14 protein-coding genes are annotated in these 15313 nt (G+C 68.6%); 6 read left to right on the forward strand and 8 right to left on the reverse strand.

All coding sequences use genetic code 11. The features are described from left to right. Entirely contained in the window at positions 1-1971 is a 1971-nt protein-coding gene (locus KXD97_RS31360) for a bifunctional diguanylate cyclase/phosphodiesterase (RefSeq protein ID WP_260754867.1), read from the reverse strand. 519 nt (positions 1972-2490) lie between these two features. Next, positions 2491-2955 (reverse strand): SRPBCC family protein, encoded by a 465-nt coding sequence (locus tag KXD97_RS31365; RefSeq protein ID WP_260754868.1) that lies wholly within the window; start codon positions 2953-2955, stop codon positions 2491-2493. A 96-nt stretch (positions 2956-3051) separates the two neighbouring features. On the opposite strand from KXD97_RS31365, the gene KXD97_RS31370 reads away from it, so the two are divergent. Genes KXD97_RS31370 through KXD97_RS31380 form a run of 3 tightly spaced genes read left to right on the forward strand, consistent with a single transcriptional unit; the run spans position 3052 to position 5925 of the window. Then, positions 3052-3846 (forward strand): SDR family NAD(P)-dependent oxidoreductase, encoded by a 795-nt coding sequence (locus KXD97_RS31370; RefSeq protein WP_260754869.1) that lies wholly within the window; start codon positions 3052-3054, stop codon positions 3844-3846. Between the two features lie 8 nt (positions 3847-3854). Then, on the forward strand, positions 3855-4697 hold the full coding sequence (locus tag KXD97_RS31375; RefSeq protein ID WP_260758249.1) for an SDR family oxidoreductase: 843 nt from the start codon (positions 3855-3857) through the stop codon (positions 4695-4697). Between the two features lie 43 nt (positions 4698-4740). Then, positions 4741-5925: an AI-2E family transporter gene (locus tag KXD97_RS31380; RefSeq protein ID WP_260754870.1), complete on the forward strand. Its 1185-nt coding sequence runs from the start codon at positions 4741-4743 to the stop codon at positions 5923-5925. Here KXD97_RS31380 and KXD97_RS31385 read toward each other — a convergent pair. Together KXD97_RS31385 and KXD97_RS31390 are read right to left on the reverse strand one after the other, a co-directional pair. Next, a complete protein-coding gene (locus tag KXD97_RS31385; protein WP_260754871.1) occupies positions 5906-6703 on the reverse strand; it encodes a dienelactone hydrolase family protein in 798 nt (265 codons plus the stop codon). The two genes, KXD97_RS31380 and KXD97_RS31385, sit on opposite strands and share 20 nt — an antisense overlap. A 13-nt stretch (positions 6704-6716) precedes the next feature. Then, positions 6717-7430, reverse strand: a complete 714-nt coding sequence (locus KXD97_RS31390) for a DUF4245 domain-containing protein (RefSeq protein WP_260754872.1) — start codon at positions 7428-7430, stop codon at positions 6717-6719. Positions 7431-7484: 54 nt separating this feature from the next. Here KXD97_RS31390 and glpX point away from each other — a divergent pair, with 54 nt between their 5' ends. The 3 genes from glpX to KXD97_RS31405 all read left to right on the forward strand — a co-directional run bounded on the left by glpX (position 7485) and on the right by KXD97_RS31405 (position 10412). Continuing rightward, positions 7485-8546, forward strand: a complete 1062-nt coding sequence (gene glpX / locus KXD97_RS31395; RefSeq protein WP_260754873.1) for a class II fructose-bisphosphatase — start codon at positions 7485-7487, stop codon at positions 8544-8546. A 42-nt stretch (positions 8547-8588) separates the two neighbouring features. Beyond that, positions 8589-10016, forward strand: coding sequence for a class II fumarate hydratase (locus KXD97_RS31400; protein ID WP_260754874.1), 1428 nt, complete (start codon positions 8589-8591; stop codon positions 10014-10016). 171 nt (positions 10017-10187) lie between these two features. Beyond that, entirely contained in the window at positions 10188-10412 is a 225-nt protein-coding gene (locus tag KXD97_RS31405) for a hypothetical protein (RefSeq protein WP_260754875.1), read from the forward strand. Positions 10413-10419: 7 nt separating this feature from the next. Here the strand turns inward: KXD97_RS31405 and KXD97_RS31410 are convergent, their stop codons facing one another. The 4 genes from KXD97_RS31410 to KXD97_RS31425 form a co-directional block, all read right to left on the reverse strand. Next, positions 10420-11205: a polysaccharide deacetylase family protein gene (locus KXD97_RS31410; protein ID WP_260754876.1), complete on the reverse strand. Its 786-nt coding sequence runs from the start codon at positions 11203-11205 to the stop codon at positions 10420-10422. Positions 11206-11221: 16 nt separating this feature from the next. Further along, on the reverse strand, positions 11222-12559 hold the full coding sequence (locus KXD97_RS31415; protein ID WP_260754877.1) for a PhoH family protein: 1338 nt from the start codon (positions 12557-12559) through the stop codon (positions 11222-11224). Positions 12560-12761: 202 nt separating this feature from the next. Continuing rightward, positions 12762-13589, reverse strand: coding sequence for an acyl-ACP desaturase (locus KXD97_RS31420; RefSeq protein WP_260754878.1), 828 nt, complete (start codon positions 13587-13589; stop codon positions 12762-12764). Positions 13590-13720: 131 nt separating this feature from the next. Beyond that, complete coding sequence (locus KXD97_RS31425) at positions 13721-15184, reverse strand: glycine hydroxymethyltransferase (RefSeq protein ID WP_260754879.1); 1464 nt, start codon at positions 15182-15184, stop codon at positions 13721-13723. Positions 15185-15313 lie beyond the last annotated feature (129 nt).

Consider the following 15313-nt stretch of genomic DNA (forward strand, 5'->3'; position numbering starts at 1 on the left):
TCAGGTGAGCTGGCCGGCCCATCGGACCAGATCCGGCACGGCGGAGGCGTCGATCGGCCTGCCGAAGTAGAAGCCCTGGCCGCCGTCGCATCCGCTGTCACGCAGCCACTCCGCGGTGGCACAATTCTCGATACCCTCGGCCACGACCGTCATCCCCAGCCCGTGGGTGAGCTCGATGACCGCACGCACCACGGTGGCCGCCCGGTGGTCGGTGGTCACCGAAGCGATGAAGTGGCGGTCGAGTTTGATCTCGTCGATCACCAGATCCCGCAGGTACGACAAGGCCGAGTACCCACTACCGAAGTCGTCGATGGCGACCCGAATTCCATGCCCGCGAAGCTGCTGGAGGACGACGGTGACCAGGTCGAGATCCTTGATGACGAGATCCTCGGTGATTTCGACGGTCAACAGCTCGGCGTCCAGGTTCCGGTCGTGCCGCGCCTGAGCCAGCCTCTCCGGCAACCCGGTGTCGCGCAGATAGGGGGCGAACAGGTTCACCGCGACGGGCATCTGAGTGCCGGCCGCCACCCACCGCGCCGCGTCGTCGAGCACCTTGTCGATCACCAGGTCGGTCACCGGGCGCATCAGGCCGTGCTCACGGACCAGCTGCATGAAGGCACCGGGGTGCAACAACCCCAACTCCGGATGCGGCCACCGCAACAGCGCTTCGACGCCGGCGATGCGGGCGGTGCGCAGGTCTACCTTGGGCTGATAGGCGAGGTCCAGTTCGCCGTTGTCGACGGCAGCGCGCAGCTCACCCAGCAGGCGGACCCTGGCCGCGCCGCCGCCCGAGACCCGATCGGTGTCGTCGGCGGGCTGCCAGGTCGCCATGCCGACATGGAAGAAGCGGACGTGCGAGGAACGCGAGTCCTTCGCGGCGCGCACCGCAATGGCGGCGCGTTCCAGCAAGGTGTCGGGGGTGAGATCCCGGTCGTGCGGTGACGCTACGGCCACTCCGACCCGGCATCGGATCGACACTTGCTGCCCGTCGACGGTGAACGGCTCGTCGAAGGTCTCGACAGCCCAACGCAGGATCCGGCGGGAGTCGTCGACGTCGCCCTCCAGCAGCAACACGAATTCGTCGCCGCCGCGGCGGCCGACTGTGTCGCCGGGCCGCAGGCAGGCCGCGATCCGGCGGCCGGCGTGCACCAGCAGCCGGTCTGCCGCCGGATGTCCCAGGTTCTCGTTGACGAACGAGAAATCGTCGAGATCCAGCATGGCCACGACCACCACCCGGTCGTCACGGGACTGCATCGTCAACGCGTGGGTCAGCCGGTCGTGGAACAGCGCCGTGTTGGCCAAACCGGTCAAAGGATCTCGGAAGGCTTGATCGGCCACGGCGCTCAACAATTGCCGGTTCTCCCAGGCTGACACCGCTTGTCTGCAGCACACCGCGACGGCAACCATCGGAACGACGAAGGACTCCATGCCCGACATGATCAGCGGCGGGGCCACCGTCCCGGCCAACAGTAGCGGCACGTACGGCGCCCACAGCGAGGTGTTGGACGGAACCGAGACCGTCTGCGCGCGGGGCGGCGGCGTCTTGCGAGCCAGCGCAGCGGCGGCACAGACCGCCACAAGAGGCAGGGCCCAACCGATGACGAGGTAACCACCTGTCTGGTAGCTGCCCACTGCGACGGCGTAGGCGAACGCGCTGTCGGTGATCGTCATCAGCGCAAAACCCCCGGCGAGCAGTACCAGCACCGCGCGGTGCCGGACGTCGACACGGGCGAGCACCGCGACCGTCACCGCCAGGATCACGATGTCGGCCGCGGGGTAGAAGAAGGCCAGCCCCAGCGCCAATCGGTCTTCGCGGTAGGTGTCGTACACGCTCGTCAGCGCAAAGATCCAGGCCAAGAAGAACGTGCACAGCGCGATCGTGACGCCGTCGAGCGCGATGCGCAGCCTGGCCGCTTGCCGGGACCAGTGGTCCGACGGCGCCATCGCCAGCACGGCCGGGACGGCCAGCACACGCCAGGTAGAAGAAGTCCGCCGGTGACGGGAAGGGCTCGACGTGGAACACAAACTCGGAGGCGAACCAGATCATGTCCGCGAGCGCCCACGCGGCCAGCGCCGCCGCCATCATCAACCACGCGGCACGCATCCGCCCCTGCAGCGATCGAGCCGCGAGGATGGCGCACCCGGTGGTGTAGGTCGACAGCCCCAGGATGACGAGGTCGTCGATCAGCGGCGGCACCGCACCGCCTCCGTCGACCACGATCAGGATTGCCAGCCCGACCGTCATACCGATCGGAGCCGCCATGCCGCCCACGCCGAAGGCCGGACACGGCCCGCCCCCGCAGCGTTCACCCGCCTTACCACTGCTCGTTGCCCCGCTTCGTTCCGGCACGCCTACGCCGGTGTGTCACCAGACGCTAACGCAAAAACTCGTTCCGAACGCAAATTTGCTGGAGATCCGTTCCGGTCCGAGGGCCGACCGGTGCCGCTGACTACGACGGCGCGAGGACGGACCTGCGGCGGTGAGCGCCGTCAGGCATTCTCGGCGGTCTGCTTGATCGCCGCGAGCGTGGCAGGGATCCCGCTGCGGGCCGCCTCGCTGCGCGTGCGGATCTCTGCCTCGGTGGTGTCACCGAAACGTTCGTGGAATCCGCTCACCCCTTTGGGCAAGAGTTCCCACGACTCGGTGAGGAGGGTGCCGCCGTTCTCGTCGGCCATCTCGTAGCCCCAGTACACCCAGCCGTTGTTGACCTCCCAGGCGAACTTGCGGCCGGGGTCGGCGGCGACGACCGCAGACCTCGTCTCCCACGTCCGCTCCGGGGTCTCGTTGCGCCCGGTGAACCATGACCCGACCGACGGTCCGGCCCCCTCGTCCCACCAACAGGCCTTGCAGATCGGAGCCCAGTCACCCATTCGGGTGATGTCGGACACCAGCGCGTAAACCTCATCGGGTGAGGCGGCCACGAAGATCGACTCGGACATCTTCAACTCGGTCACCCGCCAGAGTCTGCCAGTCACACCATGGCTATTGCGCTTTCGGGTTCGGGGTGTGACTTTAGAACGCGTCAATTCCGTCGTCGAAAGGCCAACCGGATGAGCAACGGCAGCGTGCGGACCGCCGGTGGGGACCGCAGGGCGGTCGTCGTCGGCGGCGCGTCCGGTATCGGCTGGGCGACCGCGACGGCGCTTGCAGGCCGGGGATGCCAGGTGACGGTCGCGGACCGCAACCACGAGGCGGCCCGCGAGCGCGCCGCCGAGCTTGGCGATCCGCACGACGCGGCGTACGTCGACGTGACCGACGAGGACTCGGTGGAGCGGCTGTTCGACTGCGTCGGGCCACTCGACATCGCGGTGAACTGCGCGGGGTTCAGCAACGTCGGACTGATCACCGACATGCCCGCGGCGGACTTCCGTGCGGTCATCGACGTCTGCCTCAACGGGGCGTTCATCGTGACCAAACACGCCGGCAGGCATCTGCGCGAAGGTGGCTCGCTGGTGCAGATCAGCTCGCTCAACGGCCGCCAGCCGGCGGCCGGGATGAGCGCCTACTGCGCGGCCAAGGCTGGGCTGTCGATGCTCACCCAGGTCGCCGCCCTGGAGATGGGGCCGCGCGGCATCCGCGTCAACGCGGTCGCGCCCGGTTTCGTGCACACACCGCTGACCGCCGCCGCCGCATCGGTGCCCGGTGTGGTCGAGGACTATGTCGACAACACCGCGCTCGGCCGCGCCGGCACGCCCGAGGACATCGCGAATGCCGTTGTCTACCTGTGTGACCCGGGCTCGGCCTGGTTGACCGGCGAGGTGCTCGACATCAACGGTGGCGCTCACCTGAAGCGCTACCCCGACGTCATGGGCCACGTGATGAAGCTGGTGGAACAGTCCTCGTGAGACAGGCAGTGCGGACGCGAGGAGCAAGACACGCAGTAGTCACGGGCGGCGGGTCCGGGATCGGTGCCGCGCTGTGCCGGGCCCTCGATCGGGCCGGGGACCACGTCGTGTGCACCGACATCGATCTCGCGGCGGCCGAGGCGGTGGTGTCGACACTGAGCCCGCGGGCCCGGGCGGTAGGCCTGGACGTCACCGGCGCCGCCGCGGTGCAGGCCGTCGTCGACGAGGTGGTGGCGCGGGAGGGCCGACTGGACCTGATGTTCAACAACGCCGGCATCGTGTGGGGCGGCGACACCGAGCTGCTGACCCTGGACCAGTGGAACGCGATCATCGACGTGAACCTGCGCGGCGTCGTGCACGGGGTGGCGGGGGCGTACCCGCAGATGCTTCGTCAGGGCCACGGACACATCATCAACACCGCGTCGATGGCCGGCCTGGCCGCTGCCGGCCAGGTGACCAGCTATGTGGCGACCAAACACGCCGTCGTCGGCCTCTCGATGGCGCTGCGATCAGAGGCGGTGCCGCGCGGGGTGGGTGTGCTGGTGGTCTGCCCCGCCGCCGTGGAGACCCCGATCCTGGACAAGGGCGCCGTGGGCGGGTTCGTGGGCCGCGACTACTTCCTGCAGGCCCAGGGAGGCAAAGCCTACGACGCCGACCGGTTGGCGTGCGACACGCTGCGCGCGATCGACCGCAACAAGGCCATCCTCGTCAAACCAGCTGCCGCACAAGCTCAATGGTGGTTCGCCCGGCTGGCCCCAGCCGTGATGAACCGGTTCGCGATGAAATTCGTCAGCCGGCAGCGCTCCCGGCAGGTGGGGAGATACCCGTCCCGTACCACCGACAGCGGATAGGGTTGCGTTCGGCATCCGAACGGGCGGGGTCGGGAGGGCGTGCATGAGAAACGAGTTCACCCTCACCCAGAAGCGCGCGCTGGCGGTGCTGACGGTGGTGGCGGTGGCGTTCGGCGTGTACTTCCTGCGCAGCTATGTGCTGCTCATCGCGGTATCGGCGGTGTTGGCCTACCTGTTCACGCCGCTGTTCAACTGGCTGCGTGGCCGGATGAGACCGGCCGCTGCGGCGACGCTGACTCTGCTGGCCGCGATCGCGACCGTGGCGCTGCCGCTGGCGGGTGTCGCCTTCCTGGCCTTCCTGCAGATCAGCCAGATGGTGACGAGCATCGGGCACTGGGTCGAGCAGACCGACTTCACCGCGCTGGCCCAGCGACTGCTGGATTCGGCCAACGAACTGCTGGCCCGTGTCCCCTTCGTGAACACCAGGCTGACACCGGACTCGGTGCGTGACGCGCTTGCCACTGTCGGTCAGAAGGGCGGCGAGTTCGCACTGGATATCGCCCGCGAGTCGGTCGGCGGGATCGTCGCCACGGTCACCGGGCTGATCATCTTCATCTATGTGTTCCTGGCACTGCTGACCAACGGCACCAAGGTGCTCGATCTGTTCCGCGACCTCAACCCGTTGGGAGAGCAGGTCTCCGACATCTACCTGGACAAGATCGGGGCGATGGTGTCGGCAACGGTCAAGGGGCAGTTCATCATCGCCGTCTGTCAGGGTGTCGCCGGAGCGATCTCGGTGTACGTCGCGGGCCTCCACGACGGCTTCTTCATGTTCGTGATCTTCCTGACCGTGCTGTCGTTCATCCCACTGGGCAGCGGCATCGTGACGATCCCGCTGGGCATCGGCATGGCCATCTTCGGCAATCCGGCGGGCGGCCTGTTCGTCATCATCTTCCACATCGTCGTGACCACGAACATCGACAACGTGCTGCGTCCGTTCCTGGTGCCCAGGAGCGCGCATCTGCATCCGGCGCTGATGCTGCTCTCGGTGTTCGCCGGCCTGCAGATGTTCGGCTTCATCGGCATCGTGCTGGGACCGGTGCTGATGATCGCCATCGTGACGACGATCAGCGTGCACCGGGTGGTGTACAAGGGCGCGCCGATGGAGTCCATCACCGGCACCGACGCAGACCGGTCCGATGACGACGCGGCCCGGCAGACCCCGTGGTGGCGCAGGCTGCTGCCGGGGAAACCGAAATCGGCTCCGGTTAAGTCAGCCGCTCCTTGAGGAATTGGACGACGCGCTTGCGCGCCTCGTAGGCGGGATGACCGTCGCGTTCCACCACCTGATCGGTGAGCACCGAGTGCGCCGCACGGCCGATGCCGTCGGGGTTGCCCCGCTTGGAGCTGATCTCGATGACCTCGAACGCGTCCCCGAGCCGGGACTTGAGAGTGCGCAAGCGCGCCGCCGGCGCCATCGGGTCCTCGCTGAAGCGCAAGCCCAGCGCGCACAATCCCTCGTCGGCGGCGCGACGCTCGATGACCTTGAGTTCGGCCTCCGACACACCGGGGTCGCGGCGCCGGCTCGGGGTCAGCGGCAGCGGTAGCGACGGCTGGCTCATCACCGGCGCGAGCACGGCGTCGTCGACCGCGGCGGCCAGGGCGAATCCGCCCGTGAAGCACTGACCGATCACCCCGACGCCTTTCCCCGGCGTCTGTGCGTTCAGTTCCCGCGCGAGCGCGCGCAGGTAGTGCGCCACCGGACGGTCGGCGTTGGTGGCGAACGCCGCGAACTCCTTGGCGATGCACCCCTTCACCAGCACGGGCAGCGCCCCCGGACTCAGTGCCGGCTTGCCCGGCGTGCCGAACAGCGACGGCGCCCACACCGTGAAGCCGTTGTCCACCAGATGATTCCCTAGGGCGAGCACCCCCGGGTGCAGTCCGGGCATCTCCGGGATGAGCACGACGCCGGGGCCCTCTCCCTTGCGGTACACGTCATAGCTGAGGCCGGCCGCGGTGAACGGCTCGGCGGTCCATCCGCGCAGATCTGCCTCTGGTCCGCTCATGGCTTCTCCTGGGTTACGCGACCGGCAGCGGCGCCTGGGATTGCGTCGCCGCGGCCAGCGTACGGTACTCGTCGGTACCCGCGGCGCCGCTCACGGCGAGTTGCGCGGGCCCGGTCGGTCCGCGGACCTGCGCGGTCCACACCGGCTCGTTGGGTTTGCCGTCGCTCTCCCCGCCCTCGTAGACCACCCACCGGACTCCGTCGACGTCCTGAACGCCGGTCGGCACCAGCTCGGGGCTGAACGACGCGACGAGCTTGTCCTCGTCGGCGTTGCTCTGGGTGACACCGAGGTACATCCCGCTCGGGGTCAGGTAGCCGACGACAGCGCCGACCGCGCGGACGGACTGACCGGTGACCGGGTCGGTGCGGCCGCCCTCGATTCCCTTGCGGCTGCCCGAATTGGCCTGCCAACCGTCGGGCAGCTGCGGCACCCGGATCGGGATGCCGAGCGCGTCGGCGTCGGCCCGCAGGGCGGCGGCCGCGTCGTAGTCGGGCGCCGGCCCCGGGCCGGGACCGGTCGGGGCGAACGAGCACATGCCCAGCAGGCCGGCCAGTACCAGGCAGGCGACCACCAGCGGGGCCATCGACCAGAACATGTCGCGGCCGTCCTGCAGCAGCCGCGACTTGGCGGGCGGCGCCACCGGCGTGACGACATAGTCGACAGGGCGCTGGCCTGCGGTGCCGGGTTCACCGGTGACCTCGTGGCCCGGCTCGGGCGGCATCGTCATGGCTGCCAGTATCCCAGCTCCCAATTGTGAACCCGCTAATGGGACAATCTGCCCATGACTTCACCGGATGCTCATCGCGCAAGCGGCTCATCGACCTCTCGGCGTGAAGCCCCGGACCGAAATCTCGCCCTTGAGCTCGTGCGGGTGACCGAGGCCGGCGCGATGGCGGCGGGCCGCTGGGTCGGCCGCGGCGACAAGGAAGGCGGCGACGGCGCGGCCGTCGACGCGATGCGTCAGTTGGTGAACTCCGTGTCGATGCGCGGCGTGGTCGTCATCGGCGAGGGAGAGAAAGACAACGCGCCGATGCTCTACAACGGCGAGGAAGTCGGCAACGGCGACGGGCCCGACTGCGACTTCGCCGTCGACCCGGTCGACGGCACCACGCTGATGAGCAAGGGGATGCCCAACGCCATCTCGGTCCTCGCGGTCGCTGAACGCGGCGCGATGTTCGACCCGTCGGCGGTGTTCTACATGAACAAGATCGCCGCCGGGCCCGACGTCGCCGACTTCATCGACATCACGTCCCCGATCGCGGCGAACATCCAGCGCATCGCCAAGGTCCGCAAGGCATCGGTCTCCGACATCACCGTGTGCATCCTGGACCGCCCCCGCCACACCAAGCTGATGGCCGAGGTGCGTGAGGCAGGCGCCCGCATTCGGCTGATCTCCGACGGTGATGTCGCCGGCGCCATCTCGGCGTGCCGGCCCGACTCGGGCACCGACCTGCTGGTCGGTATCGGCGGCACCCCCGAGGGCATCATCACCGCCGCGGCCATCCGGTGTATGGGCGGCGAGATCCAGGCCACGCTGGCGCCCACCGACGACGCGGAGCGCCAGAAGGCCGTCGACCGGGGCTACGACCTGGACCGGGTGCTGACGACCACCGACCTGGTGTCCGGTGAGAACGTGTTCTTCTGCGCCACCGGCGTCACCGACGGTGATCTGCTCAAGGGTGTGCGGTTCTTCGGGGGCGGCTGCACCACCCAGTCGATCGTGATGCGGTCGAAGTCGGGCACCGTCCGCATGATCGAGGCCTATCACCGGCTCTCCAAACTCAACGAGTACTCCGCAGTGAACTTCACCGGCGACAAGACCGCCGCCTATCCGTTGCCGTAACCCGTAACCATCCCGCCTATCACAAGACGAACAGGGAGCCGCATGGCCGACAACAGCGCCGTTGACAACCAGGCCGAGTACCGCATCGAGCACGACACCATGGGCGAGGTCCGGGTGCCCAAGAACGCGCTGTGGCGCGCCCAGACCCAGCGTGCGGTGGAGAACTTCCCGATCTCGTTCCGGCCGCTGGAGCGCACCCAGATCCGCGCGCTGGGTCTGCTCAAGGGCGCCTGCGCTCAGGTGAACAAGGACCTCGGCCTGCTGGCCGCGGAGAAGGCCGACGCGATCATCGCCGCCGCGGCCGAGATCGCCGACGGCCGCCACGACGACCAATTCCCGATCGACGTGTTCCAGACCGGGTCGGGCACCAGCTCGAACATGAACACCAACGAGGTGATCGCAAGTATCGCCGCGGGCTTCGATCCTCCTGTCACGGTGCACCCGAACGACGACGTCAACATGTCGCAGAGCTCCAATGACACCTTCCCCACCGCCACTCACATCGCAGCCACCGAAGCCGCTGTGCGCCATCTGATCCCGGCTCTGGAGGTGCTGCACGAGTCGCTGGAGGCCAAGGCCCGGCAGTGGCGCACCACGGTGAAGTCCGGTCGCACCCACCTGATGGACGCGGTGCCGGTGACCCTGGGCCAGGAGTTCGGCGGCTACGCCCGCCAGATCCAGGCCGGCATCGAGAGGGTCAAGGCGACCCTGCCGCGACTCGGCGAGCTGGCGATCGGCGGCACGGCCGTCGGCACCGGGCTGAACGCGCCGGACGACTTCGGGGCCAGGGTGGTCGAGGTGCTCGTCGACCAGACCGGCATCGCCGAATTGCGTCCGGCGGTCGACAATTTCGAGGCCCAGGCCGCGCGCGACGGACTCGTCGAGGCGTCGGGCGCGCTGAAGACAATCGCGGTGTCGCTGACCAAGATCGCCAACGACATCCGGTGGATGGGTTCCGGCCCGCTGACCGGCCTGGGCGAGCTGCAGCTGCCCGATCTGCAGCCGGGCAGCTCGATCATGCCGGGCAAGGTCAACCCCGTCATCCCCGAGGCCGTCACCCAGGTGGCCGCGCAGGTCATCGGCAACGACGCGGCTGTCACCGTCGGCGGGCTGTCGGGCGCCTTCGAGCTCAACGTCTACATCCCGATGATGGCCCGCAATGTGCTGGAGTCGTTCACGCTGCTGTCGAACGTGTCGAAGCTGTTCGCCACCAAGTGCATCGACGGCCTGGTGGCCAACGAGGACCGCCTGCGTGAGCTGGCGGAATCGTCGCCGTCGATCGTGACGCCGCTGAATTCCGCGATCGGCTACGAGGAGGCGGCCAAGGTCGCCAAGCAGGCGCTGGCGGAGAAGAAGACGATCCGGCAGACGGTCATCGACCGCGGCCTGATCGGTGAGAAGCTCTCCGAAGAGGAGCTCGACCGACGGCTGGACGTGCTGGCAATGGCCAAGGTGCGCGACGAGCGCTAGCGCGAGGAGCCAACAGCAGAGGTCGGGCGCCAGTACTGATTCCTGCCCCCGAGATCTGCCAATCGCCTGACGAATCGTCAAGACCGGCACAAGATTAGGGGGCATCGGACTCGCTGCCGGCGCCTGGACGTGGCGGCGGGTCGCTCCCCCAGGCAGGAATCAGGAGGTGCGGTGTCCGCTTATCCCGACCCCGCAATCGCATCGTCCCCAAGCACTCTGGTCACGACGGCCACCAGCCAGCCCGCGCTGCGCACCGGCGCCGTCGTGCTGGGTCTGGCCTCGCTGGTCGACCTGTCGAGGGCCAAACGCAGCCGGGGTGGCGCGGATCGCGTGCTGGCGATGTCGGGGGCGGCCGCGGCGGGCTGGTTCCTGGTCGAGGGGTGCAAGCAGCGCTGACGCGGGCTCAGCGCCCGGGCTCGGTCAGATCGAAGGCCGGCGGACCGTTCGCGCGCCCGCCGTACAGGCTCCCGGGCGCCCGTGGGCCGAGCAGCTGCGAGACCGTCACCAGGTGGTAGCCGTTGGCGGTGAGCACCGGCAGGAACTCGGCCATCAGCTCGACCGTCGACGCGAACGTATCGTGCAGCAGCACCACCGATCCCGGGCGGATGTGGCTCATCAGGAGTCGGCGGGTGGCCCCGGTGTCGGCGGCGTGCTGCCAGTCGTGGGGCACGACGTCCCAGTTGACCGCGGCCAGGCCCTGCCGTCGCGCCTCGGCGAGCACCGTGTCGTCGATCGCGCCGAAACCGGTCCGCGCGAGTGTCGGGGTCTGACCCGTCGCGGCCTGGATCGCCGCGGTGGCCCAGCGCAGCTGCGCGGCGATCTCCTCCGGGGGCAGCGTCGTCATGTCCGGGTGCTGCCACGTGTGATTGCCGATCTCCATTCCGGCTTCGGCGATGCGGCGGGCCGCGGCCGGGTCGGCGGCCACCTTGTCGCCGATCAGGAAGAACGTCGCGCGAGCGTCGTTGTCCCGCAGTATCTGAAGAAGGCGGTCGGTGAAGGGGCCCGGGCCGTCGTCGAACGTCAGTGCCACGCACTTGACGCGTGCGCAGTCCGCCGTGGACGCGGCGGCGGGAGCAGCGACGGGGCCGGCCAGACCACCCGTCACCAGCGCCGCCACCACCGCGACGAAGCGGAACCGGCGCGCGAAGGCACGCTGGGTGCCGCGTTGCGCGCCGGATCCACTCGTCACGGTCGGAACGGTCGGGTCACGGCAGGGCGCCCGGGCTGATCTCCTCCAGCATCTCGGTCACCAGGGCCGCGATCGGCGACCGCTCGCTGCGCAGCAGGGTGATGTGGGCGAACAGCGGATGACCTTTGAGCTTCTCGATCACCGCGGCGACCCCGTCGTGCCGGCCGACGCGCAGGTTGTCCCGTTGCGCCACATCGTGGGTCAGGACGACCCGCGACCCGGCGCCGAGCCGTGAGAGCACGGTCAGCAGCACGTTGCGCTCCAGCGACTGGGCTTCGTCGACGATCACGAAGGAGTCGTGCAGCGAGCGCCCGCGGATGTGGGTCAGCGGCAGTACCTCGAGCATGCCGCGGGACAGCACTTCCTCCAGCACGGCCGGGCTGGCGAGGCCTTCGAGGGTGTCGAAGACGGCCTGGGCCCAGGGACCCATCTTCTCGCTCTCGCTGCCGGGCAGATACCCCAGGTCCTGTCCGCCGACGGCGTAGAGCGGGCGGAACACCACGACCTTGCGCTGGGTGCGCCGCTCCAACACGGCTTCCAGGCCCGCGCACAGCGCCAGGGCCGACTTGCCGGTGCCGGCTTTTCCGCCGAGCGAGACGATGCCGACCGATTCGTCGAGCAGAAGATCGAGGGCGACGCGCTGCTCGGCGGACCTTCCCCGGAGGCCGAACACCTCGCGATCACCTCGTACCAACTGCACCAACTTGTCGGCGTTGACGCGCCCGAGTGCGTGAGAGTTGCTGCCCAGCAGGCGGATTCCGGTGTGGCACGGCAGGTCTCGGGTGACTTCGAGATCGACCTCGCCGTCGGCGAAGAGCGCGTCGATGTCCTCGCCGGCCACCTCCACCTCGGTCATGCCGGTCCACCCGGAGGTCACCACGTCCTGGGCGTGGTATTCGTCGGCGAGCAGGCCGACCGCGCCGGCCTTCACGCGCAGCGGGATGTCCTTGCTGACCAGCGTGACGCGCTTGCCCTCGGCGGCGAGGTTGGCGGCCACGGTGAGGATCCGGGCGTCGTTGCTGTCGTTGCGAAAGCCGGCCGGCAGCACCGTGGGATCGCTGTGGTTCAGCTCGACGTGCAACGTACCGCCTTCTGTCCCAACGGGAATGGGCTCGTCGAGGCGGCCGTGTTCCAGGCGTAGGTCGTCGAACATGCGCAAGGCCTGTCGGGCGAACCAACCCAACTCGTGGTGGTGACGTTTGGCTTCCAGCTCGCTGATGACGACCAGCGGGACCACCACTTCGTGTTCGGCGAACCTTGTGAAGGCCCAGGGATCGGACAGCAACACGGAGGTGTCGAGCACGTAGGTCCGGAGTTCGGATGGCCGGTCCGGACGGGTGAGCGAATCAGTCACGTAGCGCTCCTCGAGGCTGCGCGAGTTCCTGCGGCCCCACACGAACTTCTCGGTGGACACACAAGCGGTCTCAGGACCGGGGCCGGCCCTCTCAATCGGGACCGCCCGGACAGCAGAGCATGTCGCTAGCCATCGGAATCGACGCTACTCCCGCTGCAGCAACCACGCCTTGCAGGCGCGCCGGGACTGCGCGTCGCGTGCGTTAAGAGCTGATGAACTGCGCGAGTTGCGGATCGTCGGCCACGCCCCACGCGGTGATGCGGTCGGAGATGACCTTGCGCAGGTCGTCGCGATCGAAGATGTCCGCCTCGGCGACCGTGGCCACCTTGTCCTGGTAGGCGTCGATGTCGCCGCCGACGACGTCGAGACCGGCGGCGCGGCGCGCGATGGCCGCAACGGTCTCGTCGCGCGTGTAGGTCAGGCAGTGGGCGACGAGGTTGGCGAAGAACTCCTCGTGCCGCTCTTCGTCCTTGGCGATCCGGCCGACGAGCGCCTTGAGCACCGGCTCGTCGATCCGCTGCTCCAGGTTGCGGCAGAACACCGCGTGCGCGCGCTCCCACAGCGCCATGAACGCCAGCGTCTCGACCTGGGTGTAGGTGTCGGCGCGGTAGCCCTTCATCACGTGCTGGACGCGGACGTCCTCGTTGGCGGCCGGGTCGACCTCGCGGGTGACCACCAGGTAGTTGCGCAGCGCGACCGCGTGCAGGTGCTCCTCGGCGGTCCAGCGGCCCATCCAGCGGCCCCATTTGTCCTCGAGGATGAAGTGTTCGACGAGCTCGCGGTGGTAGCCGGCGAGGTTGTCCTTGGTGATCAGCAGAATTTCGAGGGCGTCGGTGACGTGCTTGGGCAAGCTCACGTCCGACGGTTCCCAATCCCGACCGCCGAGGAAGGCGAAGTTCTCCCCCTGGTCGAACGGCACATAGTCGTGGGCGAACCAGACGTCCTCGGTGTCGAGGTGGCGCCGCAACTCCTGCAGCACCACGGGCTCGAGTTCGAGAGTCAGCGCATTAGCGACAGGTTTCTGTGCCATGCGGTTACAGTAACCCAATTCTGTGGGGATCGTAAAATTCTTGACCCCCGACACTCCGCCGAAATCGCATTCCACGCGGCCTGTCGCGCCCGAGGGCCGCGTGGAATGCGATTTCGGCGTGCATCAGAGCGTCAGAGGGTGAGCCCCGGGTAGAGCGGGTTTGCGTCGAGCAACTCGGCCGAGGCGGCGCGCACCCGCTCGGCGGTGCCGTCGGCCAGCGTGTACTTGGCCTTCGACGGACCATTCGGCCCGGCGGCGGGCTGGGTATTGCTCAGCACCTCCACCACGAGTTCGGCAACGCGGTCGAAGTCGTCGGCGCCGAAACCACGGGTGGTCAGCGCGGGTGAGCCGAACCGGATACCGCTGGTGTACCAGGCGCCGTTCGGATCGGCCGGGACCGCGTTGCGGTTGGTGACGATGCCGGCGTCCAACAGCGCCGACTCGGCCTGCCGCCCGGTCAGCCCGAACGACGTCACGTCCAGCAGCACCAGATGGTTGTCGGTGCCGCCGGTCACGAGCCCGGCGTCCCGCTTGAGCAGGCCGTCGGCCAGCGCCTGGGCGTTGTCGGCGACGGCCTGGGCGTACTCGCGGAACTCCGGCCGCCGGGCCTCGGCCAGCGCGACGGCCTTGGCCGCCATCACGTGCGACAGCGGGCCGCCGAGCACCATCGGGCAGCCCTTGTCCACGGCGGGCGCGTACTCCTCGGTGGCCAGCACCAGGCCGCCGCGCGGGCCGCGCAGCGACTTGTGCGTGGTGGTGGTCACGACGTGCGCGTGCGGAACCGGGTCCTCGTCGCCGGTGAACACCTTGCCCGCCACCAGGCCGGCGAAGTGCGCCATGTCCACCAGCAGCGTGGCGCCGACCTCGTCGGCGATCTCGCGCATCTTCGCGAAGTTGATCCGGCGCGGGTACGCCGAGTAGCCCGCGACCAGCACCAGCGGCTTGAACTCGCGGGCAGCAGCGGCGACGGCGCCGTAGTCGATGAAGCCGGTGGTCGGGTCCGTCCCGTACTGGCGCTGATGGAACATCTTGCCGGAGATGTTGGGGCGGAACCCGTGCGTGAGATGCCCGCCGGTGTCCAGCGACATGCCCAGCAGGCGCTGGTTGCCGAGTTTGGCCCGCAGCTTCTCCCAGTCCGCCTCGGACAGGTCGTTGACGTGCTTGGCGCCCAGCTCGGCGAGGCCGGGGGCCTCGACACGGGTGGCCAGGATCGCCCAGTACGCGACCAGGTTGGCGTCGATGCCGGAGTGCGGCTGGGCGTAGGCATACTGCGCGCCGAACAGCTCGCGGGCGTGCTCGGCGGCCAGCGCCTCGACGGTGTCGACGTTCTGGCAGGCCGCATAGAACCGGTGCCCGACGGTGCCTTCGGCGTACTTGTCGGAGAACCACGTGCCCATGGTCAGCAGGACCGCCGGAGACGCGTAGTTCTCGCTGGCGATGAGTTTGAGCGAATCCCGTTGATCGGCAAGCTCTTTACGGGTGGCGTCGGCGATGCGCGGCTCGACGGACTCGATCACCCGCAGCGCGGCGCGGTAGGCCTCGCTGGCGGTGTCGGCGTACTCGGCACCCAGACCTGACGGGGACGAAGAAGTCATGGCAGAAAGCCTAAACCTCGATCCACTGATGAATTGGGGTAGGTGTGCCTCGCTGGGCTGTTGAGGGCTGGTCCTGGTCGCGGGCAGGGGGTATCTGCTGGTCTGTCCAGCTGTTCCTGTGCGCTCCGG

Source organism: Mycobacterium sp. SMC-8, from assembly GCF_025263565.1.
Taxonomy (GTDB): Bacteria; Actinomycetota; Actinomycetes; order Mycobacteriales; family Mycobacteriaceae; genus Mycobacterium.